22 protein-coding genes and 1 pseudogene are annotated in these 22,502 nt (G+C 65.9%); 19 read left to right on the top strand and 4 right to left on the bottom strand.

Going from position 1 to position 22,502, the window contains the following annotated elements:
* The first annotated feature begins 113 nt into the window (after window positions 1–113).
* From OR16_RS24045 to OR16_RS23975, 15 genes and pseudogenes are all read left to right on the top strand, one after another.
* Window positions 114–2,195: a 3-hydroxyacyl-CoA dehydrogenase NAD-binding domain-containing protein gene (locus OR16_RS24045; RefSeq protein ID WP_006160676.1), complete on the top strand. Its 2,082-nt coding sequence runs from the start codon at window positions 114–116 to the stop codon at window positions 2,193–2,195.
* A 92-nt stretch (window positions 2,196–2,287) separates the two neighbouring features.
* Window positions 2,288–2,923: a bifunctional nicotinamidase/pyrazinamidase gene (gene pncA / locus OR16_RS24040; RefSeq protein WP_006160675.1), complete on the top strand. Its 636-nt coding sequence runs from the start codon at window positions 2,288–2,290 to the stop codon at window positions 2,921–2,923.
* Between the two features lie 137 nt (window positions 2,924–3,060).
* Window positions 3,061–4,031, top strand: a pseudogene (locus tag OR16_RS24035) (hotdog fold thioesterase).
* A 202-nt stretch (window positions 4,032–4,233) separates the two neighbouring features.
* Window positions 4,234–6,084, top strand: coding sequence for an acyl-CoA dehydrogenase (locus OR16_RS24025; protein WP_006160672.1), 1,851 nt, complete (start codon window positions 4,234–4,236; stop codon window positions 6,082–6,084).
* A gap of 69 nt (window positions 6,085–6,153) precedes the next feature.
* Entirely contained in the window at window positions 6,154–6,936 is a 783-nt protein-coding gene (locus OR16_RS24020; RefSeq protein ID WP_006160671.1) for an SDR family oxidoreductase, read from the top strand.
* A 92-nt stretch (window positions 6,937–7,028) separates the two neighbouring features.
* Window positions 7,029–7,472: a PaaI family thioesterase gene (locus OR16_RS24015; RefSeq protein WP_006160670.1), complete on the top strand. Its 444-nt coding sequence runs from the start codon at window positions 7,029–7,031 to the stop codon at window positions 7,470–7,472.
* A gap of 174 nt (window positions 7,473–7,646) precedes the next feature.
* A complete protein-coding gene (locus tag OR16_RS24010) occupies window positions 7,647–8,972 on the top strand; it encodes a serine hydrolase domain-containing protein (protein WP_043420860.1) in 1,326 nt (441 codons plus the stop codon).
* Between the two features lie 88 nt (window positions 8,973–9,060).
* Window positions 9,061–10,071: an NADP-dependent oxidoreductase gene (locus OR16_RS24005; protein ID WP_006160668.1), complete on the top strand. Its 1,011-nt coding sequence runs from the start codon at window positions 9,061–9,063 to the stop codon at window positions 10,069–10,071.
* A gap of 67 nt (window positions 10,072–10,138) precedes the next feature.
* The gene (locus OR16_RS24000) at window positions 10,139–10,993 is read left to right on the top strand and encodes a class II aldolase/adducin family protein (RefSeq protein ID WP_006160667.1); all 855 of its coding nucleotides are present in this window, start codon (window positions 10,139–10,141) and stop codon (window positions 10,991–10,993) included.
* A gap of 4 nt (window positions 10,994–10,997) precedes the next feature.
* Window positions 10,998–11,819, top strand: coding sequence for an SDR family oxidoreductase (locus OR16_RS23995; protein WP_006160665.1), 822 nt, complete (start codon window positions 10,998–11,000; stop codon window positions 11,817–11,819).
* 188 nt (window positions 11,820–12,007) lie between these two features.
* The gene (locus OR16_RS47805; protein WP_337459864.1) at window positions 12,008–12,376 is read left to right on the top strand and encodes a glutathione S-transferase N-terminal domain-containing protein; all 369 of its coding nucleotides are present in this window, start codon (window positions 12,008–12,010) and stop codon (window positions 12,374–12,376) included.
* Between the two features lie 33 nt (window positions 12,377–12,409).
* The gene (locus tag OR16_RS47800; RefSeq protein WP_423739679.1) at window positions 12,410–12,907 is read left to right on the top strand and encodes a glutathione S-transferase C-terminal domain-containing protein; all 498 of its coding nucleotides are present in this window, start codon (window positions 12,410–12,412) and stop codon (window positions 12,905–12,907) included.
* 56 nt (window positions 12,908–12,963) lie between these two features.
* The gene (locus OR16_RS23985) at window positions 12,964–13,866 is read left to right on the top strand and encodes an SDR family oxidoreductase (RefSeq protein WP_006160664.1); all 903 of its coding nucleotides are present in this window, start codon (window positions 12,964–12,966) and stop codon (window positions 13,864–13,866) included.
* Between the two features lie 71 nt (window positions 13,867–13,937).
* On the top strand, window positions 13,938–14,858 hold the full coding sequence (locus tag OR16_RS23980; protein ID WP_006160662.1) for an alpha/beta fold hydrolase: 921 nt from the start codon (window positions 13,938–13,940) through the stop codon (window positions 14,856–14,858).
* A 141-nt stretch (window positions 14,859–14,999) separates the two neighbouring features.
* Complete coding sequence (locus OR16_RS23975) at window positions 15,000–15,710, top strand: aspartate/glutamate racemase family protein (protein WP_006160661.1); 711 nt, start codon at window positions 15,000–15,002, stop codon at window positions 15,708–15,710.
* A 193-nt stretch (window positions 15,711–15,903) separates the two neighbouring features.
* On the opposite strand, the gene OR16_RS23970 is transcribed toward OR16_RS23975, so the two are convergent.
* Together OR16_RS23970 and OR16_RS23965 are read right to left on the bottom strand one after the other, a co-directional pair.
* Window positions 15,904–16,425, bottom strand: a complete 522-nt coding sequence (locus tag OR16_RS23970) for an O-acetyl-ADP-ribose deacetylase (protein ID WP_006160660.1) — start codon at window positions 16,423–16,425, stop codon at window positions 15,904–15,906.
* Between the two features lie 81 nt (window positions 16,426–16,506).
* Complete coding sequence (locus tag OR16_RS23965) at window positions 16,507–17,655, bottom strand: iron-containing alcohol dehydrogenase (RefSeq protein WP_006160659.1); 1,149 nt, start codon at window positions 17,653–17,655, stop codon at window positions 16,507–16,509.
* Between OR16_RS23965 and OR16_RS44150 the strand changes: the two genes are divergently transcribed.
* From OR16_RS44150 to OR16_RS23950, 4 genes are all read left to right on the top strand, one after another.
* A complete protein-coding gene (locus OR16_RS44150; RefSeq protein ID WP_158001385.1) occupies window positions 17,645–17,782 on the top strand; it encodes a hypothetical protein in 138 nt (45 codons plus the stop codon). The two genes, OR16_RS23965 and OR16_RS44150, sit on opposite strands and share 11 nt — an antisense overlap.
* A 128-nt stretch (window positions 17,783–17,910) precedes the next feature.
* A complete protein-coding gene (locus tag OR16_RS23960; RefSeq protein ID WP_006160658.1) occupies window positions 17,911–18,939 on the top strand; it encodes an alpha/beta hydrolase in 1,029 nt (342 codons plus the stop codon).
* A 128-nt stretch (window positions 18,940–19,067) separates the two neighbouring features.
* Entirely contained in the window at window positions 19,068–20,054 is a 987-nt protein-coding gene (locus tag OR16_RS23955) for a tripartite tricarboxylate transporter substrate binding protein (RefSeq protein ID WP_006160657.1), read from the top strand.
* A gap of 102 nt (window positions 20,055–20,156) precedes the next feature.
* A complete protein-coding gene (locus OR16_RS23950; RefSeq protein ID WP_006160655.1) occupies window positions 20,157–20,594 on the top strand; it encodes a YbgC/FadM family acyl-CoA thioesterase in 438 nt (145 codons plus the stop codon).
* Between the two features lie 79 nt (window positions 20,595–20,673).
* Here the strand turns inward: OR16_RS23950 and denD are convergent, their stop codons facing one another.
* Both denD and otnI read right to left on the bottom strand, forming a co-directional pair.
* On the bottom strand, window positions 20,674–21,663 hold the full coding sequence (gene denD, locus OR16_RS23945; RefSeq protein WP_006160654.1) for a D-erythronate dehydrogenase: 990 nt from the start codon (window positions 21,661–21,663) through the stop codon (window positions 20,674–20,676).
* Window positions 21,664–21,712: 49 nt separating this feature from the next.
* Window positions 21,713–22,495 carry a 2-oxo-tetronate isomerase gene (otnI, locus tag OR16_RS23940; protein ID WP_006160652.1) on the bottom strand — a complete coding sequence of 261 codons (783 nt, stop codon included), beginning with the start codon at window positions 22,493–22,495 and terminating at the stop codon, window positions 21,713–21,715.
* Between the last annotated feature and the right edge of the window lie 7 nt (window positions 22,496–22,502).

The following is a 22,502-nucleotide window of genomic DNA, read 5'->3' as shown; positions in this document are numbered from 1 at the left end:
AAGCACAGCGCTTTCCCGGTGGCCGCGCGGTGGTTTGGGGCCCCGCGGCAGAACATAATTCGAGAATTCGAATCCCGAGACAACTTCTAGTTCTAGTTACCAAAGGAACCAGCATGACAGCGCAGTATCAGGTTCAGGACGGCGTCGCCGTCATCACGCTCGACAATCCCCCCGTCAACGGCCTGGGTCTCAGCACCCGGCTTGGCATCGTCGAAGGCATGACCCGTGCGCTGGACGATGCGGCCGTCAAGGCCATCGTCATTACCGGCGCCGGCAAAGCCTTCTCGGGCGGCGCCGACATCCGTGAATTCAATACGCCCAAGGCCACCCAGGAGCCGACGCTGCACTCGGTGATCAAGGTCGTGGAAGGTTCGGGCAAGCCCGTCGTGGCGGCGATCCATTCCGTCGCCATGGGCGGTGGCCTGGAGCTGGCGCTGGGTTGTAACTACCGCGTGGCTTCGAAGGGCGCGCAGATCGCCCTGCCGGAAGTGAAGCTGGGCCTGCTGCCCGGCGCCGGCGGCACGCAGCGCCTGCCACGCGTGATCGGGCTGGAAGCCGCCCTGAACATGATCGTGTCGGGCAACGCCATTCCCAGCGAGAAGTTCGCCGGCACCAAGCTGTTCGATGAAATCGTCGACGGCGACGTGCTGCCCGCGGCCGTGGCTTTCGCCAAGACCGCCGCAGCCAACCCTGGCCCGTACCCCAAGGTGCGCGACCTGAAGGTCAAGCACGAGAACGCGGAGGGCTTTATCGCTTTCTCGCGCAATACCGTGGCAGCCGTTGCCAAGAACTTCCCGGCGCCGCTGAAGTGCGTGGATGCCGTGGCCGCCTCGCTCAAGCCGTTCGAAGCCGGCCTGAAGGCCGAGCGCGAAGGCTTCATGTACCTGATCACCACGCCGGAATCGCGCGCGCTGCGCCACGCTTTCTTTGGCGAACGTGCCGCCAGCAAGATTCCTGATGTACCGGAAGGCACCCCGACCCGCAAGCTCGAGAAGATCGCCGTGATCGGCGCCGGCACCATGGGCGGCGGCATCACCATGAACTTCCTGAACGCCGGCATCCCGGTGATCATGCTGGAAACCAAGCAGGAAGCGCTGGACCGCGGCGTGGCCACGATCCGCAAGAACTACGAGAACAGCGCCAAGAAGGGCAAGCTCACGCAGGAGAAGGTCGAGCAGCGCATGGGCCTGCTGACCACCACGCTGTCCTATGACGAGATCAAGGACGCGGACATGGTGATCGAAGCCGTGTTCGAGGAAATGGGCGTCAAGGAAATCGTCTTCAAGAAGCTGGATGAAGTGATGAAGCAGGGCGCGATCCTGGCTTCGAACACCTCCACGCTGGACGTCAACAAGATCGCCTCCTTCACCAAGCGCCCGCAAGATGTGGTCGGCATGCACTTCTTCAGCCCGGCCAATGTGATGAAGCTGCTGGAAGTGGTGCGCGGCGAGAAGACCGGCAAGGACGTGCTGGCCACCGTGATGCAGGTCGCCAAGAAGATCAAGAAGACCGCCGTGGTGTCGGGCGTGTGCGACGGCTTTATCGGCAACCGCATGATCGAGCAGTACAGCCGCCAGGCTGGCTACCTGCTGGACGAAGGCGCGCTGCCGGAGCAAGTGGACAAGGCCGTCGAGAAGTTCGGCTTTGCCATGGGCCCGTTCCGCATGGGCGACCTGGCCGGCAACGATATCGGCTGGGCCATCCGCAAGCGGCGCGCGATCGACAAGCCCGAGATCCAGTATTCCAAGACCGCCGACCTGCTGTGCGAACTGGGCCGCTACGGCCAGAAGACCGGCGCGGGCTGGTACGACTACAAGGCGGGCGACCGCAAGGCGTACCCGAACCAGCAGGTCAACGACATGATCGTGCAGCACTCGAAGGACCTGGGCATTACCCGCCGCAAGATCTCCGATGAGGAAATCGTCGAGCGGCTGGTGTTCGCGCTGGTCAACGAAGGCGCCAAGATCCTGGAAGAAGGCATTGCCTCCAAGGCCTCGGATATCGACATGGTCTACCTGACCGGCTACGGCTTCCCGCTGTTCCGCGGTGGCCCGATGCTGTACGCGGACCAGGTTGGCCTGTTCAACGTGGCGCAGTCGATGGCGCGTTATGCCAAGGGCTACCACGGCGAGGCCTGGCAAGCAGCTCCGCTGCTGGTCAAGCTGGCTGCCGAGGGCAAGGGCTTCAACGGCTAAGTACAGCCAAGGCGGCGTTCGCGCGGCGCAGTCGGGCCGCGCGGGGTTCTCACCACGGATCGCAAACCGGTCACCAAGCGAGGAGTAGCGGCATGGTCAAGCAATACGGCCCGGAAGATTGCCTGCTGGTCATCGACGTGCAGAACGACTTCATGCCCGGCGGCGCGCTCGCCGTGGCGCAGGGCGATGAAGTCGTGCCCGTGATCAACCGACTTGCGGCGGCGTTTGCGCATGTGGTGCTGACCCAGGACTGGCATCCCGCCAGCCACGTTTCGTTTGCCGCCAACCATGCCGGCACGCAGCCGTTCCAGACCGTGGCGTTGCCCTATGGCCAGCAAGTCTTGTGGCCGACGCATTGCGTGCAGGGCAGCCACGGCGCGGCGCTGCATGCCGGGCTGGAGGTCGCGCATGCGCAGATGGTGATCCGCAAGGGCCATCACCGCGAGGTGGATAGCTACTCGGCCTTCATGGAGGCCGATCGCACCTCCCGCACCGGACTGGCTGGCTATTTGCGGGAGCGCGCGGTGCGCCGGGTGTTTTGCGTGGGACTGGCAACGGATTACTGCGTTGCCTGGAGCGCGCTCGATGCCCGGGCGGCGGGATTCGAAGCCCTCGTGGTCGAGGACGCCTGTCGCGCCATCGATCTCGACGGCTCGCTGGCGAACGCGTGGCGGAACCTGGAAGCCGCGGGCGTGCAGCGCCTGCAGTCGGCCGGCCTGTTGTACTGAACCTGACGAACCGCTGATCAAGCCTGGCCAAGCCTGGCTAACACGGCTGAACCCAGCCAAAGACATAGTGCATGACACTGCCGGACGTGAACGCACGCCGCAGGTCACCAGATACCAGAGATACCGAGGAGCAAGACATGAAAGAGGCAGTCATCGTATCCACCGCACGTACCGGCCTGGCCAAGAGCTGGAAGGGTGCTTTCAACATGACCCACGGCGCGACCCTGGGCGGCCATGCGGTCCAGCACGCCATTGCGCGTGCCAAGATCGACGCCGGCGAAGTGGAAGACGTGCTGATGGGCTGTGCCAACCCGGAAGGTGCCACCGGCGCCAATATTGCGCGCCAGATCGCGCTGCGCGCGGGCTGCCCGGTCACCGTGCCCGGCGCCACGGTGAACCGTTTCTGTTCCTCCGGCCTGCAAACCATCGCCATGGCCGCGCAGCGCGTGATCGCCGATGAAGGCGACATCTTCGTGGCCGGTGGCGTGGAAAGCATCTCCTGCGTGCAGCAGGAAATGAACCGCCATATGATCCAGGAGAACTGGCTGACCAAGAACAAGCCGGAAATCTACTGGAACATGCTGCAGACCGCCGAGAACGTGGCCAAGCGCTACAACATCTCGCGCGAGCGTCAGGACGAGTACGGCGTGCGCAGCCAGCAGCGCGCCTTCGCCGGCCTGGAAGCCGGCAAGTTCAACGACGAAATCGTGCCGATCACGGTGCTCGCAGGCGTGGCCGACAAGGCCACCGGCCAGCTGATGACCAAGGAAGTCACGGTCTCGGCCGACGAAGGCATCCGCGGCGACACCACGCTGGAAGCCGTGTACAGCACGGCTTCCTGCACGGCGGCGTGGTCAGCTACCTGGCTGACAACGCGCTGACCTATGCGGGCGGCGCGGCCATGGCCGTGCCGGTGGTGACCTCCGAGTACAAGATCAACTACCTGCGTCCGGCGATCGGCGACACGCTGATCGCCCGCGCCGAATGCCTCAACCGCGGCCGCCAGCAAGCGGTGGTGCGGTGCGATGTGTTCGTGGTCAAGGATGGCGAGGAAAAGCTCTGCGCGGTGGCGCAGGGCACCGTCGCCCGCCTGGGCGAAGGCAGCTGAGCACGGCAGGAAAGAGAAGGGCGCGCGAGCGCCTTTTTCTTTCCCCGCGCCATGTAGAGAACTACAGAATTTGCGGTGCGCCATGAGAGCGCGCCGTTGTGGAGACAGCGACGATCCCCGTCGCGAGGCTTGCAGTTGATGGAGCCGCCGCCGGGTCGCGCATCTTTGATTTTCCCTTTCAGTCTGGGAGCCGTTTCCTGCCATGTCGCTGATCCTTTCCCGCCGTGACCTGAACTTCGTGCTGTACGAATGGCTCAAGGTCGAAGGGCTGACCCGCATTCCGCGTTACGCCGACCATTCCCGCGAGACCTTTGACGCCGCGCTCGATACCTGCGAGAAAATCGCCGCCGACCTGTTCGCGCCGCACAACAAGAAGAACGACCAGCACGAGCCGCATTTCGACGGCGAGACCGTCAGCATCATTCCGGAAGTCAAGACCGCGCTGAAGGCCTTCTGCGAGGCTGGCCTGATGGCCGCCGGGCAGGACTACGAGATCGGCGGCATGCAGCTACCGGTGGTGGTGGAGAAAGCCGGTTTTGCCTACTTCAAGGGTGCCAACGTCGGCACCAGCTCCTATCCCTTCCTGACCATCGGCAACGCCAACCTGCTGCTCGCGCACGGCACGCCGGCGCAGGTGGAGACCTTCGTCAAGCCGGAGATGGAAGGCCGCTTCTTCGGCACCATGTGCCTGTCCGAGCCGCAGGCCGGATCGTCGTTGTCCGACATCACCACGCGCGCCGACTATGAAGGCGAATCGCCGCTCGGCCAGCAGTACCGCCTGCGTGGCAACAAGATGTGGATCTCGGCCGGCGAGCATGAGCTGTCCGACAATATCGTGCATCTGGTGCTGGCCAAGATCCCCGGCCCGGACGGCAAGCTGATCCCGGGCGTGAAGGGCATCTCGCTGTTCATCGTGCCGAAGTACCTGGTCAATGCCGATGGCAGCCTGGGCGAGCACAACGACGTGGTGCTGGCCGGCCTGAACCACAAGATGGGCTATCGCGGCACCACCAACTGCCTGCTGAACTTCGGCGAAGGCATGAAGTACAGGCCGGGCGGAAAAGCGGGTGCCATCGGTTACCTGGTGGGCGAGGCGCACAAGGGCCTGGCCTGCATGTTCCATATGATGAACGAGGCTCGCATCGGCGTGGGCCTGGGCGCGGTCATGCTGGGCTACACCGGCTACCTGCACTCGGTCGATTACGCGCGCAACCGCCCGCAAGGCCGCCCGATCGGCCCCGGCGGCAAGGATCCGGCCAGCCCGCAGGTGCGGCTGGTGGAGCATGCGGATATCCGCCGCATGCTGCTGGCGCAGAAAAGCTATGTGGAAGGCGGGCTGGCGCTCAACCTGTATTGCGCGCAACTGGTGGACCAGGAGCGCGCCGCCGAGGGTGCCGAGCATGAACGCCTGGCGCTGCTGCTCGATATCCTCACGCCCATCGCCAAGAGCTGGCCGTCGCAATGGTGCCTGGAAGCCAACAACCTGGCCATCCAGGTACATGGCGGCTACGGCTACACCCGCGAGTACAACGTCGAGCAGTTCTACCGCGACAACCGCCTTAACCCGATCCACGAAGGCACGCACGGCATCCAGGGCCTGGACTTGCTGGGCCGCAAGGTGGTGATGAAGGACGGCGCGGCCTTCAAGGTGCTCGGCGAAGAGATCCAGGCCACCATTGGCCGTGCGCTGGCCAGCGCAGACGCCGCGCTGGGCAGCCACGCAAAGGCGCTGGGTGCCGCCGTCAAGCGCTTGGCGCAAGTCACGCAGGCGTTGTGGGCGGCGGGCGACGCCAAGGTGACGCTGGCCAATGCCTCGGTCTATCTGGAGGCCTTCGGCCATGTCGTGCTGTCGTGGACCTGGCTGGAGCAGGAACTGGTGGCGCAGGCCGCGCTGGCTGGCGCCAGGAGCCAGGAAGACCAGGACTTTTATCGCGGCAAGCTGGCGGCGGCGGCGTACTTCTTCCGCTGGGAACTGCCCAAGGTGGGGCCGCAGCTTGACCTGCTGGCCTCGCTCGACCGCACTACGCTGGACATGCAGGACGCCTGGTTCTGAGCGGCATCCACGCAAGATGAACGAGCGCGCGCACCGATCTGCGCGCGCCATACCAAATCGGGAAACACCATGAACACCATCCAGCAATTGTTCGACCTCAAGGGCAAGACGGCGCTGATCACCGGCGGCTCGCGCGGGCTTGGCCTGCAGATCGCCGAAGCGCTCGGCGAGCAAGGCGCGCGCATCGTGCTGTCGGCGCGCAAGGCCGACGAGCTGCAAGCGGCGCAAGCCCACCTGAAGGCGCTCGGCATCGATGCCGAGTGGATCGCCGCCGACGGCGCGCGCGACGCGGATATCGTGCGCCTGGCCGACGAGGCACTGGCCAAGCTGGGCCATGTCGACATTCTCGTCAACAACGCCGGCGCCACCTGGGGCGCGCCCGCCGAGGACCATCCGGTGGAGGCTTGGGACAAGGTGATGAACCTGAATATCCGCGGTGTGTTCCTGCTGTCGCAGCGCATCGGCAAGCTGTCGATGATTCCGCGCCGCTATGGCCGCATCATCAACGTTGCCTCCATCGCCGGCCTGGCGGGCAACCCGCCGGGTTCGATGGAAACCATTGCCTACAACACCTCCAAGGGCGCGGTGGTCAACTTCACCCGCACGCTGGCGGCCGAGTGGGGCGAGCACAACATCACGGTGAACGCGCTGGCGCCGGGCTTCTTCCCCTCCAAGATGACGCAGGGCTCGCTGGACCGCCTTGGGGTGGATGCCATGTGCGCGTCGGTGCCGCTGCACCGGCTGGGTGACGACGAAGACCTGAAGGGCGCGGCGCTGCTGTTCGCCAGCGCCGCCGGCAAGCACATCACCGGCCAGGTGCTGGCGGTGGATGGCGGCGTGAGCGCGGTATAAGGTCCATGCTCTAATGCGGTTGGCCCGTGCAGGGCGGGGCTTTTTCGCCTCGCCGCGCGGCCAGCCGTACCGTCTTCGCCTCACTAGCAACTATGACTAAAACCAACGGATTTCCCCTCAAGATTCCCTTCCTCGCCGATCTCGGCGTGCAATGCACCCGCATGGACAAGGAGGGCAGCGAGATCGAGCTGGCGCTGGAAACGCGCCACCAGAACAGCTGGGACATGGCCCACGGCGGCGTGCTGATGACGCTGCTCGACGTGGCCATGGCCATCGCCGGCCGCGCTGCCGATCCCGACGGCCGCGGGGTGGTGACCATCGAGATGAAGACCAGTTTCATGGCGCCCGGCCGCGGCACGCTCATCGCGCGCGGCCAGTGCGTGCACCGCACCAGCACCATGGCCTTTTGCGAGGCGGAGATCGTCGATGCCGATGGCAAGACCGTGTCGCGCGGGTCGGGCACGTTCAAGTTCGTCAAGCGTGTGCCGCCGCAGCGGGCCGCGAGCGGCGCTTCCGATACCGGCGCGGACGGCTGAGGCCGCGGGGCAGGGCAGGAGTTCCAGTCACAAGACCGGCACAGGGTCACTGAAGCCGGCGGCGCGCAGCACATTTAAAACAAAAAAGGAGACAAGATGCTGTTTGAAGGGATTGCCGCCACGCGGCGATTGAGACTGACCGTGCTCGCCGCCTTCGGCGCAGGAGCCCTTGCCATGTACCAGCCGGGCCAAGCCCAGAATGCACCCGTTCCTTCGGCCGGCGCGCCGGTAGCGACGCCCGCCGCGCCTGCCGCACCCGCCGCACCCGCCGCACCCATGTTCCCGGACGCGGCCGCGACCGATCCCGTTACGGCGGGCTGGATGCAGGGCTTTCCCCCGGCAGCCGCCAAGGTGATCAGCTTCACCCCTGCCAGCAACGGCTTCCCGCGCACGCGCTGGAGCTTCTCGCATATCCGCGAACTGGTCCCGACCGCGGCGGTGTGGCACGGGCGCGGGCCGGTCAGCGCATTGCCGCGTGCCGAGCACGATATCGGCGGCGTGCCGTTTACCGATGCCGACGGCACCCGCCGCACCTTCAACGACATGCTGGGCCTGACCTACACGGATGGCATCCTGGTAATGCACAAGGGCCGCGTGGTGTACGAGAAGTACTTCGGCGCGCTCGACGATCACACGCCGCACATCGCCATGTCGGTGACCAAGTCCTTCGTCGGCACCCTGGCCGCCATGCTGGTGGCGGACGGCAAGCTCGACCCTGCCGCGCCCGTTACGCGCTACCTGCCAGAGATGGCGGGCACCGCCTACGGCGACGCCACCGTGCGCGAAGTCATGGACATGACGGTGGGCGTCAAGTACTCGGAGAACTACGCTGATCCCAAGGCCGAGATCTGGGACTACAGCCGTGCCGGCGGCATGATGCCGCTCGAGCCTGGCTATGCCGGGCCCAAGACCTTCTATGCGTTCCTTGCCACCTTGAAGAAGGAAGGCGAGCATGACCAGGCCTTCGCCTACAAGACCGTCAACGCCGAAGTCCTGGCCTGGATCGTCAAGCGCGTGTCCGGGCAGTCGCTGGCCAAGCTGCTTTCCGAGCGCGTCTGGCAAAAGATGGGCGCGGAGAACGATGCCTACTTCATGGTGGACAGCATCGGCAGCGAATCCGGCGGCGGCGGTCTCAACACCACGCTGCGCGACTTGGCCCGCTTTGGCGAGACCATGCGCAATGGCGGACGCTTCAACGGCCAGCAGATCATCCCGGCCGAAGTGGTGGCGGACATCCGCCGCGGCGGCGACCGAGCCAAGTTCGCCAAGGCGGGCTATGCCACCTTGCCGGGCTGGAGCTACCGCTCGATGTGGTGGGTATCGAACGACGACCACGGCGTGTTCGAGGCACGGGGCATCCACGGCCAGCGTATCTATGTCGATCCCAAGGCGGAACTCACCATCGTGCGCTACGCCTCGCATCCCATCGCCGCCAACGGCGCCAACGACCCCGTCACGCATCGCGCATATCGGGCACTGGCGCTGTCATTGATGAAATAACAGGCTAGCAGGCCGACCCGCTAGCCACCACCCACAACGAACGGCAACGGACGAGTGTCCTTGCCCATTTCACTGTAAGGAAACCATCATGTCGAACACCTACAAGCGCATCGTCCTGGCATCGCGTCCTACCGGCGCCGTGACCCCTGACAACTTCCGCCTGGAAGAGGTGCCTGTGCCCGCGATCGGCGACGGCGAGGTGCTGGTCCGCAACCACTTCCTGTCGCTCGACCCCTATATGCGTGGCCGCATGAACGATGGCAAGTCGTACGCCACGCCGCAACCGCTGGGTGAGGTCATGATCGGCGGTACGGTGGGCGAAATCGTGGCGACCAAGAACCCCAAGTATGCCGTCGGCGACAAGGTGGTCGGCATGTTCGGCTGGCAGGAAATGGGCGTCACCAATGGCATCGGCATCCAGAAGGTCGATACCACCCATATCCCGCTGTCCGCCTATCTCGGCTCGGTCGGCATGCCCGGCGTGACGGCCTGGTACGGCCTGAACAAGATCATCCAGCCGAAGGCGGGCAAGACCATCGTAGTGAGCGCGGCCTCCGGCGCCGTTGGCAGCGTGGTGGGCCAGCTGGCCAAGCTGCAGGGCTGCCGCGTGGTGGGCTTTGCCGGCGGCAAGGACAAGTGCGACTACGTGGTCAATGAGCTCGGCTTTGACGCCTGCGTCGACTACAAGGCCGCCAAGGACAGCAAGGAGCTGTACACGATGTTCAAGGAAGCCACTCCGGACGGCGTGGATGGCTACTTCGAGAACGTCGGCGGCGAGATCCTCGACACCGTGCTGGCCCGCATGAACGCCTTTGGCCGCATCGCCATCTGCGGCATGATCGCCGGCTACGACGGCCAGCCGATGCCGCTGAAGAACCCGCAACTGATCCTGGTCTCGCGCCTGACCGTGGAAGGCTTTATCGTCTCCGAGCACATGGACGTGTGGCCGCAAGCCCTGCAGGAACTCGGCACCGCCGTCGCGCAAGGCAAGCTCAAGTTCCGCGAAAGCATCGCCCAAGGCCTGGCGAGCGCGCCGGAAGCCTTCATGGGCCTGCTCAAGGGCAAGAATTTCGGCAAGCAGCTGGTCAAGCTGGTTTAAGTCGGAGGTTGCCGCGCGCGCGGCTTCGATGCTTGCGCGCGGCAGTGGTAAAACAAGGAGACTCCCCATGAACGCCCCTGCAGAAAGCACCAAGCCCCAGGCCGACCAGGACGAAATGGCCGCCGGCATGTCCGAAGAGGTCAAGGCCAGGTACCGCGTGTTGCCGCGCCCGCCGAAGTTCGATACACCGGCCGAAGAGCGCCTGCACCGCAAGCAGCGGCTGGCCGCGGCCTTCCGCCTGTTCTCCAAGTTCGGCTTTGACGAAGGCGTGGCTGGTCACATCACCGCACGCGATCCCGAATTCCCGGATACGTTCTGGGTCAACCCGTTCGGCGTGCATTTCAGCCAGGTCAAGGTGTCCAACCTGATCCGCTGCGACCACCATGGCGACGTGGTGGAGGGCGATTACCCGGTCAACGCGGCAGCCTTCGCCATCCATTCGCGCGTGCACCAGACCCGTGAAGACGCGGTCGCGGCCGCGCACTCGCACAGCACCCATGGCCGCGCCTGGTCCACGCTGGGCCGCACGCTCGACCCGCTGACGCAGGACGTGTGCGCCTTCTACAACGACCACGCGCTCTACGACGATTTCGGCGGCGTGGTGGTGGAGTTGGACGAAGGCCAGCGCATCGCCAACGCGCTGGGCAGCAACAAGGCCGCGATCCTGCAGAACCATGGCTTGCTGACGGTGGGCAAGACGGTGGACGAAGCCGCCTGGTGGTTCATCACCATGGAGCGCTCATGCCAGGTGCAGTTGCTGGCCGAGGCCGCCGCCGCGCGCACCAATGCGCCGCTGAAGATCATCTCCGACGCGGCCGCGCGCCAGGCGTACTCGATCGTCGGCACGGCGCAGGCGGGCTGGTTCCAGTTCCAGCCGCTGTATGCCCGCATCGTCAAGGAACAGCCCGACCTGCTGGATTGAAGTCATGGCCGCCTCTGCTCCATTCACCGGCAAGGTTGTGTTGATCACCGGCGCTTCCGACGGCATTGGCGCCGAGCTGGCGCTGTTGCTGGCGCGCCAGGGTGCGCGGCTCGCGCTGGCCGCGCGCCGTGTCGACATGCTGCAGGCGCTGGCGCAGCGCATCCGCCGCCAGCACCCGGACGTCGACGTAGGCGTCTGGCGCGTCGACGTGTCTGATGAGGCCGATTGCCGGCGGCTGGTGGCCACGGTGGTGGCGCAGTACGGCGGGCTCGACGTGCTGGTCAACAATGCCGGCGTGTCCGCCCACGGGTACTTTGAACAGGTATCGGACTACAGCTACTACGAGCAGGTCATGCGCGTGAACTACTTTGGCGCCATGTGGTGCACGCGCGAGGCCCTGCCGCACCTGCGCGAGCGCGGTGGCCTGATGGTGGCGGTGTCCAGCCTGGCCGGCAAGATCGGCGTGCCGGGCCGCACCGCCTACTCGGCCAGCAAGTTCGCGCTGGCGGGATTCTGCGAGGCGCTGAGGGCTGAGCTGCGCGGCTCCGGCGTGGATGTGTGCGTGGTGTTCCCCGGTGTGGTGGCGACCGATACGCGCATCAACGGCTTCGGGCCCGATGGCCGCCCGCTGGGCGAAAGCCGGCTGCGCGAGGAGGGCGCCATGAGCGTGCAGGAATGCGCGCGCCAGATGCTGGCGGCCATGGCCGGGCGCAAGCGCGAACTGGTGATGACCGGCAAGGGCCGGCTGGGGCTGTGGCTCAAGCTGCTGGCGCCGCGCCTGGTCGAGAACATGGCGCTCAAGGCGCTGAAGCAAACGGGGCGGTAGTCCAGCTGAAGTTGATGGCGTGACAGCAGAGATCGAGCAATAGCAGGCACGCGCCTTGCTGATACCCCTGGCGGCATTCGCCCGGCGCACCGGCAGCAGGCATAAGAGAGATTTCAGGCTGACAGAAAGCTGGCTTGAGGCTGGTTTCAGGCTGGCATCAGACTGGCAACACAATCGATTCCGACACCATGGCAGACCTTATCCTTCACCAGTACGCAACCTCACCGTTCTCCGAGAAGATCCGCCTGTTGATGGGCGCGAAGGGCCTGGCGTGGCAAGCGGTGGAAATCCCGCCCATCATGCCCAAGCCCGACGTGGTGGCGCTGACCGGCGGCTACCGCCGCACCCCGATCCTGCAGGTGGGGGCCGACATCTATTGCGACACCGCGTTGATCTGCGAGGTGATCGAGAGCGCGGCGCCCGCGCGCCCGTTGTATCCCGCCGCGCAAGCCGCCACCGCGCGCCTGATCGCTGGCTGGATCGACACCGCGTTGTTTACCGCCGCCGTCACCTACCTGTTCCAGCCGGCGGCGCGCAAAGCATGCTGGGCCACCTGACGCCGGCGCAGATGCAGGCTTTCAGCGCTGCGCATGCCGTTGCCCGAGGCTATCGCAATGCTGCATGAAACCTTCGCGCGGCTCGAGCAGCAATTCAAGGCGGGCGTGGCGCATGTGGCCGGGGCCGAACTGTCGGTGGCGGATTTTTCGCTGTACCACAACGTCTGGTTTATCCAGCGCGCCAGCGAGTTGGCCAAGTTGCTGGATGCGTATCCGGCTGTGCAAGCCTGGTATGCGCGCATGAAGGCCTTTGGCCACGGCACGGTGCGCGTGGTCAGTTCGGAGTCGGCTCTGGCGATGGCGCGACACACCGATCCGGCCGCGCTGCCGGGCGGGGTGGCTGCCGACAGCGGCTTCGAAGCGGGCGAGGCGGTCACCGTGACGCCGACGGACTACGCGCGCGACCCCGTGGCCGGCGTGCTGGTGGCGCTGGACGCCCACCGCGCCACCTTGCGCCGCCAGGACCCGCGTGCGGGCGCGGTCAACGTGCATTTCCCGCGTCAGGGTTATCAAGTGCAGCGCGCGGGCTAAGCCCCGCGCGCGGCAAGGCAATTCCATAACAACGACAGCAACGAGAGGCAGACAACATGAAGCAATTCCAGGGCAAGGTGGCTGTGATCACCGGCGGTGCATCGGGCTTCGGCAAGGAATTCGCCAAGCTGGGTGCGGGACTCGGCATGAAGCTGGTGCTGGCTGACGTGCAGGAGGACGCACTGGATGCCGCCGTGGCGGAGTTCAAGGCGCAAGGTGTGCCGGTGATCGGCGTGCGCGTGGATGTGTCCAAGGCCGAGCAGGTGCAGGCGCTGGCCGATGCCGCCATCGCTACCTTCGGCCAGGTCAACCTGCTGTTCAACAACGCCGGCGTGGGCGCGGGGGGCCTGATGTGGGAAAACACCGAGCGCGACTGGGAGTGGGTGCTGGGCGTCAACCTCTTCGGTGTGATCCACGGCGTGCGCATCTTCACCCCGCTGATGCTCGCGGCCGCCGCCAAGGATCCGTCGTTCGAAGGCCATATCGTCAATACGGCCTCCATGGCCGGCTTGCTCAGCCCACCCGCGATGGGCGTCTACAACGTCTCCAAGCACGCCGTGGTTTCCCTGTCCGAATCGCTGTACCAGGATCTGAGCCTGGTCAGCGAGCAGGTGCGCTGCTCGGTGCTGTGCCCGTATTTCGTGCCGACCGGCATCACGCAATCCGGCCGCAACCGGCCGGCCGGGCTGGCCAACGACGCGCCGCCCACGCGCTCGCAACTGGTGTCGCAAGCCATGTCGGACAAAGCGGTCAGCTCGGGCAAGGTCACGGCCGCCGAAGTGGCGCAGCTCACCTTCGATGCCATCCGCGACAACGGCTTCTACATTTACTCGCATCCGCAGCAGCTGGATCCCGTGCGGCAGCGCTTCGAAGATATCATTAGCCAGCGCAACCCGAGCGACCCGTTCGCCGACAAGCCGGAAGTGCGTGCCGGGCTCATCGCAGCCTTGCGCGGATAACCCAGGGGGGCCGCCGGGTGCGGCCTGCAGCAAGTCCACCTGAGACAGCCATTGCGGCAAGTGAGGAGTTCATGACCAAACCTGCAGTCATTCGCCATCTGCAGTACGCCACCTTGCCCAATGGCACGCGCCTGCACTACGCCAGCGCCGGTGAGCGCGGCAAGCCGCTGGTGCTGTTCGTGCATGGCTTCCCCGAGTTCTGGTACGAGTGGGAAGCCCAACTGGCGGAGTTCGGCAAGACCCACTTCGCCGTGGCGCCGGACCTGCGCGGCTTCAACCTCTCCAGCAAGCCCGCGGAAGTCGAGGCCTACCGCCCCCGCCACATCGTCGAGGACCTGGTCCAGCTCATCAACGCGCTGGGCTACTCGCACTGCGTGGTGGTGGCGCACGACTGGGGCGGGGCAATCTGCTGGAACCTGGCCATCCAGTTTCCGCAGATGGTGGAGCGGCTGGTGATCATCAACTCGCCGCATCCCTACCTGTTCGCCAAGGCGCTGACCGGCGATCCCCAGCAGCAGGCCGCCTCGGCCTATATGAACTGGCTGCGCGAGCCGGGATCGGAAGACGCGCTGGCGGCGGACGGCTTCGCCAAGCTCGAAGGCTTCCTGAACGGGCAGGGCAAGCAGCCCGCGCCCTGGTTTGCTGGCGAGACCCGTGAGAAATACCACACGGCCTGGTCGCAGCCCGGCGCCAGCGGCTCCCACTCGCTGACCGGCGGTGTGAACTATTACCGCGCGTCGCCCTTGCACCCGCCGGGCGCCGGCGAGACGCCTCCCGATATCTCCAGGCTCGATCCCGCCGCCTTCACGGTGCGCGTGCCAACCTTGGTGATCTGGGGTGAGCGCGACACCGCGCTGCCCAAGAGCCTGCTGGATGGCCTGGACAAGTTCATCCCGGACATGCGGCTGGAGCGCATTCCGGACGGCACGCACTGGGTCATCCATGAGCAGCCGGAGCGCATCAACCTGTTGATCCGGAGTGCATTGCCCTGATCCGCCGCGCGCGCCGGGCCGCGTCAGGCACGCACGCCTGCGCTGGCCCGGTCGCAATCCGCCGCACTGTGCATGGGGAGGCGCGGTGCCGGCTGCTACATTGGCCTGATTCGACAGCGCCGGTGCGCAAGGAAGGTCAAGATGAAGACGATCGGACTGATCGGCGGCATGAGCTGGGAATCCTCGGCCGAATACTACCGCCTGATCAACCTGGACATGAAACAACGTCTCGGCGGCCACCATAACGCGCGCAGCGTCATGGTCACGGTCAGCTTCGAGCAGATCAAGGCACTGCAGCACGCGCAACGCTGGGACGAACTCGGCGAATCCATGCAGCAGGCCGCCCTGCAGGTGCAGGCCGCCGGCGCGGATTTCGTGCTGCTCTGCACCAACACCATGCACCGCGTGGCGCCTGCCCTGGAAGCCGCGCTCGACATTCCCTTTCTCCACATTGTCGATCCTACCGCGCAGGCATTGCACGCCGCCGGCATCCGGCGCGTGGGCCTGCTCGGCACGGCCTTCACCATGGAGCAGGACTTTTATCGCGGCCGCATGCGGGACAAGCACGGCATCGACGTCGTGGTGCCGGACGCAGCCGACCGCGCGCTGGTCCACGGGATCATTTACGACGAGCTATGCCACGGCATCGTGCGCGACGCCTCGCGCGATGTGTACCGGCGCATCATCGGCGACTTGCAGGCGCTGGGCGTGGGCGGGGTGATTCTGGGCTGCACCGAGATCATGCTGCTGATCGGGCAGGATGATGTGGCGCTGCCGGTGTTCGATACCACGGCGTTGCATGCGCAGGCTGCGGTGGGGCTGGCGCTGGAGGGCGTGGTGGTGGCGAATTAGGCCGGGAACGAAATGGCTAGGGGCCACCCGGCCAGGGGAGGACATCCGGCAAGCGGGCGGGGACAGCGAAGAAAACAGCAAGGCGGCAAAACGGCAAAACGGCAAAACGGCAAACTGCGAGAGAACGCCGATTCCCATCAATCTTGATCGGACGCACGGCCTTCGCAATACCCTAGCGAAGGCCGCCAACCATTCAACTCAACCTATGCCGGTATAGCCGGTAATTCTCGTCATCAAAGCAGACAAAACTGACCTGCTCGATGGTGGGTGCGGCCACCAGCGCCTTGCGTACCGCCTCGATGGCAATATCCACGGCGCGCTCACGCGGGAAACCGTAGATGCCGGTGCTGATATTGGGAAAGGCGATGGTGCGCAGCTTGTGCTGCGCGGCCAACGCGATGCTGGCCTGGTAGGCGCTGGCGAGGAGGGCGTCTTCGCCGTGGTCGCCCCCTTGCCAGACCGGGCCGACCGCGTGGATGACGTAAGGCGAGGGTAGCAGGCCGCCGGTGGTGATCACCGCCTGGCCGGTGGGGCAGCCGCCCTTGGTTTCGCGGATGCCGCGGCAGGCGGCCATGATGGCGGGACCGCCGGCGCCGTGGATGGCGCCGTCGACACCGCCGCCACCGAGCAAGCCGCTATTGGCGGCATTGACGATGGCGTCGACTTCCATGCGGGTGATGTCTCCGTGCAAGACCTGCAGGTGTTCCCCTGTCATGACCTCTTCTCCGTGCTGGGTGGATAAAGCTGGATTGCCCCGGCTGTTCCGCGCACCTGTGCTGCCGGCCCGCCGCGGCACTTACATGGATTCCGCCAGCATACGCCGATAATCCGCCGCGCTGGCCTCTTTCGGGTTGGTCTTGTGGCAATGGTCGACCAGTGCACCGGCAATCACCTTGTCGAACATGTCTTCGGTGACACCCATCTGGCGCAGCCCGGTGGGCAGCCCGAGGCGCGCGGTCATGTCGTGCACGGCCTGGGCCAGGTCGGCGCCCGCCGCCAAGCCCATGGCATGGCGCAGGCGGGCGTAGCGGTTGTCGCGCACCACGCTGGGCGCGTCGGCGTTGAAGCGCAGCACCGCCGGCATCACCACCGCGTTCAGGGTGCCGTGGTGCAGGCCGGTCCTGCCGTCCACCTTGAGGCCGCCGAGCGGGTGCGACAGCGAGTGCACGCAGCCCAGGCCCTTCTGGAAGGCCATGGCGCCTTGCATGGAGGCGCTCATCATGTTCAGGCGCGCCTCACGGTCCTGGCCGTCGCGGGTGGCGCGCTCGATGTGCTTCCAGCCGCGCTCCAGGCCGTCCAGGGCGATACCGTCGGCAGGCGGGTTGAAGGCGGGCGCCAGGAAGGTTTCCACGCAATGCGCGATGGCGTCCATGCCCGTGGCGGCGGTCAGGCCGGCTGGCAGGCCGAGCGTGAGGCCCGGGTCACAGATGGCGGATTTGGGCAGCAGGTGCCAGGAGTGGAAGCCGAGCTTGCGGCCGTCTTCCAGGATGATGATGGCGCCGCGTGCCACCTCGCTGCCGGTGCCCGAGGTGGTCGGCACGGCGATCAGCGGCGCGGCGCGCTCGGTGATCCTGGCGCTGCCGCCTTCGATGGTGGCGTAGGTGGTCAGTTCGCCGGGATGGGTGGCCAGGATGGCAATGCCTTTGGCCAGGTCAATGGAGGAGCCGCCGCCCACCGCGATCAGCCCGTCGCAGCCGCTGTCCCGGTATTGCGCCGCGGCCTTCTTGACCATGGCCTCGGTCGGGTTGGAAGGGGTTTCGTCGAAGATCTCGTGTGGCAGGCCGCTCAGGGCCTCGACCGCTTGTTGCGCCACGCCGGCGGCAACCACGCCTTTGTCGGTGACGACCAGCGGGCGCCGGATGCCGATGCGCTCGCATTCAGCCTTGAGCTGGCTGATGGTGCCGAAATCCAGGTGGATATGGGTCAGGTAATAAATGAAGGCCATCTATGCTGTCTCCGTCGATGAGGATTTTTCTCTTTCTTCTGTGTTTCTGGCTGCTCTGGCTTCCGTGACGATGGTCGATGATCGCGCAAAACCTGCCGCTCTGACCAGCCCCAGGGAAATTTCATAGGCTTTGCTGCAGAAACATCTGGAATCATACTAAAATCGAACGATCGTTCACAATTCGAACGTCAGCGGGTTGATGCCGCTGGGTTTCGGCTGCCGCCGAAGGTTCGTTGCTATTGATTCTGACTGTCCATGTCCGCTGTCCCGCCTGCTTCCACCGCCGCGCCCGCCAAGCCCGCGCCTGCCTTGCCCGGCATGCCGCCGGTGCCGCTCGACCCGCAGGTGGCCGCGCTGCTGGAGCTGATCGGGCGCGTCAAGCGTCCGTCCATCCACGAACTGGATCCGGCCGACGCCAAGACCGCGTACGAGAAGAGCGCGCCCATCATGGATATCGCGCCGCTGCCCGTGCACGGCGTGGAGAACCTGACGGTAGCCGCGCGCGATGGCCATGCCATCCCGGTGCGCCTGTATGCGCCGCGCGAGGCCAGCTGGGCCGAGCCGTTGCCCTTGCTGGTGTACTTCCATGGCGGCGGCTTCACGGTGGGCAGCGTCGACTCGCATGATCCCCTGAGCCGGCTGCTGTGCATGGGGGCGGATTGCATGGTGCTGTCGGTGGACTACCGGCTTGGCCCGCAGTGGAGGTTTCCCCACGCGGCGAACGACGCGTTCGATGTCATGCAGTGGGTGTTCGCCGAGGCCGCGCGCCTGGGCGCCGATGCTAGCCGGATCGCCCTGGGCGGCGACAGCGCAGGCGGCACGCTGGCCAGCGCCTGCGCCGTGCACGCGCGCGATCTGGGCCTGGAGCCTGTCCTGCAGATGCTGATCTATCCCGGCACCTGCGCCCGCCAGGACACGCCTTCGCACCGCGCGCTGGCCGAGGGCTATCTGCTGACCGCGCCGATGATCCAGTGGTTTTTCTCGCAATACCTGGACAGCGAAGCCAGCCGCGACGACTGGCGTTTTGCCCCGCTGGACGGTGGCGGCACGGGTGCCGACGTGCGCGGCTGCTGCCCGGCCTGGATCGCCGTGGCGGGCTACGACCCGCTGCACGATGAAGGCGTGGCCTACGCGGCCAAGCTGCGCGCCGCGGGCGTGCCGGCGCGCTTGGCCGACTACCCGGGCATGATCCACGATTTTTTCAAGCTGGGACGTTTCGTTCCGGCGGTGGCCGCCGCCCATGGCGACGCTGTCGCCGCCTTGCGCGCGGCCTTCGAGGGCTGAGCGCGGCTTGCCGGGAGGGGCCGGCAAGCAGATCGAAGCGGTCGCAGACCCACCGATTTCACAGCCTTTACGTGTAGTGCATTACTTGTAGCAGTAGCATTAGCATTAGCAATAGGAGACACAGACTCATGCAACGCCGCCATTTCCTCGCCCATGCGGGCGCGCTCGCCGCCACCGCGGCTACCCTTGGGCTGGCCAGCGCGCCGGCCCTGGCGCAGGCGGACAATTTCCCGCAACGGCCGATTCGCCTGATCATCGGCTATACCGCGGGCGGCTCCACCGACCTGCCGTTCCGTGTGCTGGCGGAAAACGCGTCCAGGATCTTCGGCCAGCCGGTGATCATCGAGAACAAGCCGGGCGCGGGCGGGGTACTGCCCGCCCAGCTGATGCAATCGACCCAGCCGGACGGCTACACGCTGGCGCAGGTAGCCATGCCCGTCTACCGTCTGCCGTACACCACCAAGATCAACTGGGATCCGGTCAAGGACCTCTCCTACGTGATCAACCTGGCCGGCTATTCGTTCGGCCTGGTGGTCCCGGCGGATTCGCCGATCAAGAACATGCAGGACTACATCGCCTACGCCAAGGCCAACCCGGGCCGCCTGACCTACGGCTCGCCGGGTTCGATGACCACGCTGCACCTGACCATGGAAGAGCTGGCCATGAAGCAGAACGTGCAGTTCTCGCATATTCCCTACAAGGGCAACTCGGAATCGATGCAGGCCCTGCTGGGCGGGCACGTGATGTCGGTGGCGGACACCCCGGCCTGGGCGCCGTACGTGGAGTCCGGCAAGCTGCGCCTGCTGTCGACCTGGGGCGAGAAGCGCTCGGCGCGCTTCCCCAATGTGCCGACGTTGAAGGAACTGGGCCTGGGCATCGTGCAGACCTCGCCGTTCGGCGTGGTGGCACCCAAGGGCACCGATCCGAAGATCGTCAAGAAGCTGCATGATGGCTTCAAGAAAGCCATGGAAATGCAGAACTACCGCGATGCGCTGGCCAAGTTCGACATGGAGCCGTTCTACATGAGCAGCGAGCAATACGCGCGCTTCGCCGCCGATACGGTCAAGAAGGAAAAGGCCATTATCGACAAGCTGGGGCTGAACAAGCCGCAATAAGCCCGGTTTAGCGGCTTTATGCCGGCGCCGCCCTGTCTAGGGGCCGGCGCCGTTTTCATATCGGGCCGATGTCTGGCCGCCAATGAAGGGGGGAACGCCGACATGGCAAAGGAAGATTTCCGTCACAGCATGCCGTTGCGCGTGCGCTGGGCCGAGGTGGATCCGCAGTCGATCGTCTTCAATGCGCACTACCTGACCTACTGCGATATCTGCGTGACCGAGTACTGGCGGGCGGTGGGGATCCGGTATCCGGAAGATGTGCTGCACGCGCACGGCGTGGATATCTTCGTGGTGAAATCGACGCTGGAGTATCACGCGTCGGCGCGCTTCGACGACATGCTGGAGATTCGGGGCCGGATTGCGCGCCTGGGCCGCTCCAGCATGCTGTTCCGCGTGGAGATGTACCGTGGCGGCGAGCACCTGGTCACGGGCGAGATCGTCTATGTCTGCGCGGATCCCGCTACGCAGAAATCGGCGCCGATTCCGGGGCCGGTGCGGGAAACAATCACGGCTTATGAAGTGGTGAAGCCGGACGCTTGATCTGTCCAGCTTCTGCAGTTTTAGGTGCGGCGGCGTTGGCCTGCGTGCAAGCCAGCGCCGCTAAAGCGCGTCTGCGGGTTCAACGCGCCGCTATGCCCGCATCCTCCATATAAGCCCGGATCACCGCATCGAAATCCGCGTCGCCCTGGAACCCCAGCGCCAGCGCGCGCTCCGTATTCCACGCGGCAGGCCAGGTGCCGACGATATTCTCGATGCGCGCCTCGCGCTCCCAGCTCACGCGATCCGCCACGCTGTCGCCGGCCACGCGCCGCAGCGCGGCAACCATCTGCCTGGGCGTGACCGAAAGGCCGGGCAGGTTCACCGTCCGGCGCTCGCCAAATCTGGCGCCATCGATCTCCATGCCACGCACCAGTGCGGCGATGGCCCCGCGCGGCGACAGTAGCCACAGCGGTGTTTCCGGCGAGACCGGGCAATTGGCGGCAACGCCTGCCAGCGGCTCGCGGATGATGCCGCTGGCAAACGACGATGCCGCGGCATTGGGCTTGCCCGGCCGCACGCTGATGGTCGGCAGCCGCAGCACGCGGCCGTCGACAAAGCCGCGGCGGCTGTAGTCCGACAGCAGCAACTCGCCGATGGCCTTCTGCGCGCCGTAGGAGGATTGTGGATTGAGCGCGGTATCATCGTGCACCACGGCGGGCAGGGTGCCGCCGTACACGGCCACCGAACTGGTGAACACCACGCGTGGCCGGATGCCATGTTTCACGTGAAGCGCCCTGCAGGTTTCCAGCAACGCGCGTGCGGCGTCCAGGTTCACGCGCATGCCCAGATCGAAATCCGCCTCGGCTTGTCCGCTGACCACCGCCGCCAGATGGAACACCGCGCCGGTGCGCGCATCGATGGCCTGCGCCAGCACGGCGGGATCGGACAAGTCGCCGGTGACCACGCGCACGCGCGCGTCGTCCATGGCGGGCGGCGCTACCACGTCGAGCAGTGTCAGGCCCTCGATGGCAACGGGCTTGCCGTCAATGTCCAGGGTGCCGCGTTTTAGCAGCTCGCGGGCCAGTTGCAGGCCGAGAAATCCGGCCCCGCCGGTGATCAGTATGTGCATGTTCGTTTTCCTGTTGTGCCGCCGCGGGCGGCATGGATGCAGCGGCCGCTCAGGCCGTCAAGTAAGGCTTGAGCCAGCCCAAACCCGCCGAGGTACCGGCGCGCGGACGATACTCGCAGCCGATCCAGCCGTCATAGCCAAGGCCATCGATCACGTCGAACAGGTACGGGTAGTTCAGCTCGCCCAGGTCCGGCTCGTGGCGCTCTGGCACGCCGGCAACCTGGATGTGGCCGATGCCGGCAAAGTCGCGCTTGAGCTTGACGGCAAGGTCGCCCTCCACGATCTGGCAGTGGTAGCAGTCGAACTGCACCTTCAGGTTGGCCGCGCCCACTTCCTTGCAGATGGCCTGGCCGTCGTCCTGGCGGTTGAGGAAGTAGCCCGGCATGTCGCGGCCGTTGATCGGCTCGATCAGGACCGTGACGCCCTGTGCCGCGGCGGCCTGCGCGGCATGCGCCAGGTTTTCCAGGTAGCAGGCGCGATGACGCCCGTGGTCCGCGCCGGCCGGCACCAGGCCGGCCATCACGTGGATCTTGTCATTGCCGAGCGCGGCAGCGTATTCCAGCGCGCGGCCGAAGGCGTCGCGGAATTCGGCTTCGCGCCCGGGCAGGGCGGCCATGCCGCGCTCGCCGGCATTCCAGTCGCCCGGCGGCGCGTTGAACAGCGCCTGCGTCAGGCCGTTGGCGTCGAGCCGAGCGCGGATTTCCGCGGCAGCGTGCTCGTACGGGAAGAGGTACTCCACGGCCTTGAAACCATCTGCCGCTGCGGCGGCAAAGCGATCCAGGAAGGCGTGCTCGGTGTACATCATCGACAGGTTGGCGGCAAAACGCGGCATGCGGTGC

This window comes from Cupriavidus basilensis OR16 (genome assembly GCF_000243095.1).
GTDB classification, from domain to species: domain Bacteria; phylum Pseudomonadota; class Gammaproteobacteria; order Burkholderiales; family Burkholderiaceae; genus Cupriavidus; species Cupriavidus basilensis_D.
The sequence above is the reverse complement of the archived record's forward strand: the minus strand, read 5'-3'. Positions and strand labels throughout refer to the sequence as shown.